Raw genomic sequence first — 2,708 nt, 5'->3', positions numbered from 1 at the left:
CTCAGGATCGCCGTCAGCGTACCCGCCTGTAAATACGCGTTTGCCGAATACTCAAATGTCTGCACAATGCCCAGCCCCGCCGCGGCAGCCGCCAGGTGAGCATTACTTTCGTTTACGCCGAGATAATGCGGAATATTGATTTCCAGCGCCTCGCCGTTTTTTCTGAAGCGAAACGGAAATGCCCGCCCGGTGACGGGCGAAAGGTAGCTGATAAGCTTGTGGCCGTTGCACAGCTCCTGCGGATAGGCCGGGACGCCATGATTTTTCAGGTAGCCCGGCGTCGCGCAGGTCACCATCTCAGCGTTGCCAATATGGCGTGCGATAAGGGTCGAATCGTCCAGCGGACCGCCGCGGATGACGCAGTCTACGTTACCGCTAATGAGATCGACCGGCCGGTCGGCCACGCCAAGGTCGATGCGGATTTCCGGATAACGCTGCATAAAATCCGGAAGCCGAGGGATAAGCACGTCGCGGGCGGTGGAGCCGCCCACGTCAACCCGCAAATGCCCTTTGGGCGTCGCGCGGGAAACGCGAAACGCGGTGTCGATATCTTCGATATCTATCAAGATCCTGAGCGCTTTTTCATAGTAATCCGCCCCTTCCGGCGTCGCGACCACCCGGCGAGTCGTCCGGTGCAGGAGACGTATCTCCAGATGCGCCTCAAGCGATTTCACCAGCTTGCTCAGGGTGGCGATGGGCATGTTCAGCGAGTCCGCCGCGCGGGTAAAGCTGCCGGTTTCCACCACCCGGGTAAAAGCGCGCATCGCCATGAGCTGGTCCATTAGGCTCCCCTGATTATTTCTGTATGTGAATAGTCATTTTCATTTTTGCTGGTTTTTCACTAATCCTGCAAGGGCTAAAGTTTGTCCAACGCAAACCCAACAAAAGGTAAATGACATGAACACGACTCTCTCAGGAAAAATCGCACTGGTCACCGGCGGCAGCACCGGCATCGGTCTTGCCACGGCGCAGGAGCTGGCGGCCCAGGGCGCGAAGGTGTACATCACCGGACGACGTCAGGCCGAGCTGGACGCGGCGGTAGCTGAAATTGCTTCAACGGCAGTGGGCATTCGCGCTGACGTGTCAAAACTGGCGGACCTGGACGAGGTTTATGCCCGGATAGCCAAAGAAGAAGGCCGCCTCGATATTCTTTTCGCCAATGCGGGTGGCGGCGATATGCTGCCGCTGGGCGCGATAACCGAAGAGCAGTTTGACCGGATTTTCGGCACCAACGTCCGCGGGGTGCTGTTTACGGTACAGAAGGCGCTGCCGCTGCTCTCCGCCGGTTCCTCGATTATTCTTACCGGCTCGACGGTGTCCATTAAGGGGACGGCCAACTTCAGCGTCTACAGTTCCAGCAAAGCCGCCGTGCGCAATTTTGCCCGCTCCTGGGCGCTGGATTTGCAGGGCCGTGGGATCCGCGTCAACGTGGTGAGTCCGGGTCCAATCAAAACGCCGGGTCTCGGCGATCTGGTGCCGGAAGAACACCGTCAGGGGCTTTACGACGCGCTGGCCGCGCAGGTGCCGCTGGGGCGTTTAGGCGCGCCGGGTGAGGTGGGTAAAGCGGTGGCGTTTCTGGCCTCCGACGCGGCCAGCTTTATTAACGCCACCGAGCTGTTCGTGGACGGCGGGATGGCCCAAATCTAATCCAGACTGCGCCAGCAGCGGACGTCACGGCCCTCGTGAGAGGGCTGTAACGGCTGGGGACGCTCACACCCCTGCGTTGCCATCGGACAACGGTCGCGGAAGAAACAGCCTTCGGGCAGGCGGCGGTTGCCGGGAAGCTCCGTTTTCCGTAAGGCCAGCGTCTCATCCAGCGGTTCACCGGTGCGGGGAACAGAGTCGAGCAGCAGACGGGTGTAAGGATGGCGCGGCTCGCCAAGCACCTGCGCGGCGCTGCCCAGCTCCACAATCTGCCCAAGGTACATCACCGCCACGCGGTCGCTCATGTGCCTGACCACCGAGACGTTATGTGAGATCAACACGTAGGTCAGATTACGCTGCTGTTGCAGGGTCACCAGCAGGTTGAGGATCTGCGCCTGCACGGAGATATCCAGCGCGCTGGTGGGTTCATCGAGCACGATAATATCCGGATCGGACGAGAGCGCCCGGGCGATGGCAATGCGCTGGCGCTGCCCGCCGGAGAAGGCGTGCGGAAGCCGGTCGAGATACTCCGGGCGAATGCCCACCTGCAGCGCCAGGTTTTCAGCCAGGTGACGACGCTCGCGCTCGCTGCTGCGCTTTTGCACCCATACCGGCTCGGTGATGATGCGCCAGACCGGCAGGCGCGGGTCGAGCGAGGAGAGCGGATCCTGAAACACCATCTGCATGCCGCCCGCGTGGTGCGCCCGCTGGCAGGCGCCGGTGCTGGGCTTAAGCATGCCCATCAGCAGCTGGGCCAGCGTGCTTTTCCCGCAGCCGGATTCCCCGACAATGCCAAGCGTCTCTCCCCGACGGATCTCCAGGTCGAGCCCGTTGAGCGCATGGACCTGTTCCGTCACGCGACCCAGCCAGTTTTTGCGCGCCGCAAAGTTCACGTGCACGCTATCCAGTTCCAGCAGTACATCAGACATGGGCTTTCTCCCGTTGTGGATACCAGCAGGCAGCCTGTTGGCCCTCTGCGCCAGTGGGCTGTAAGCGCGGCGTTTCGCTGCATTTCGCCCCGGCGGCAAAGCAGCGCTCGCGGAACGCGCATCCCTGCGGAAGCT

At 61.5% G+C, this 2,708-nt stretch carries 3 protein-coding genes and 1 pseudogene; 1 reads left to right on the top strand and 3 read right to left on the bottom strand.

The features are described from left to right. Window positions 1-782, bottom strand: a 782-nt coding sequence (locus DOU50_RS00515) for a LysR family transcriptional regulator (protein WP_148768492.1), incomplete at its 3' end; no start/stop codon positions are given. A 115-nt stretch (window positions 783-897) separates the two neighbouring features. Here DOU50_RS00515 and DOU50_RS00510 point away from each other — a divergent pair. Further along, window positions 898-1,647, top strand: a complete 750-nt coding sequence (locus DOU50_RS00510; protein WP_148768491.1) for an SDR family NAD(P)-dependent oxidoreductase — start codon at window positions 898-900, stop codon at window positions 1,645-1,647. Here the strand turns inward: DOU50_RS00510 and DOU50_RS00505 are convergent. Together DOU50_RS00505 and DOU50_RS23755 are read right to left on the bottom strand one after the other, a co-directional pair. Further along, complete coding sequence (locus tag DOU50_RS00505) at window positions 1,644-2,573, bottom strand: oligopeptide/dipeptide ABC transporter ATP-binding protein (RefSeq protein WP_148768490.1); 930 nt, start codon at window positions 2,571-2,573, stop codon at window positions 1,644-1,646. The genes DOU50_RS00510 and DOU50_RS00505 overlap by 4 nt on opposite strands. Further along, window positions 2,566-2,708 (bottom strand): annotated as a pseudogene (locus DOU50_RS23755) (ABC transporter ATP-binding protein); the annotation flags it as partial. The pseudogene DOU50_RS23755 and the gene DOU50_RS00505, both read right to left, overlap by 8 nt.

This window comes from Enterobacter sp. C6, from assembly GCF_008122455.1.
In the GTDB taxonomy this organism is placed as follows: domain Bacteria; phylum Pseudomonadota; class Gammaproteobacteria; order Enterobacterales; family Enterobacteriaceae; genus Enterobacter; species Enterobacter pseudoroggenkampii.
This window is presented reverse-complemented; position numbering and strand designations above follow the sequence as displayed.

Coding starts and splice junctions, on each gene's coding strand:
- DOU50_RS00505 (WP_148768490.1), bottom strand. CDS start 2,573: ATGTCTGATGTACTGCTGGAACTGGATAGCGTGCACGTGAACTTTGCG.
- DOU50_RS00510 (WP_148768491.1), top strand. CDS start 898: ATGAACACGACTCTCTCAGGAAAAATCGCACTGGTCACCGGCGGCAGC.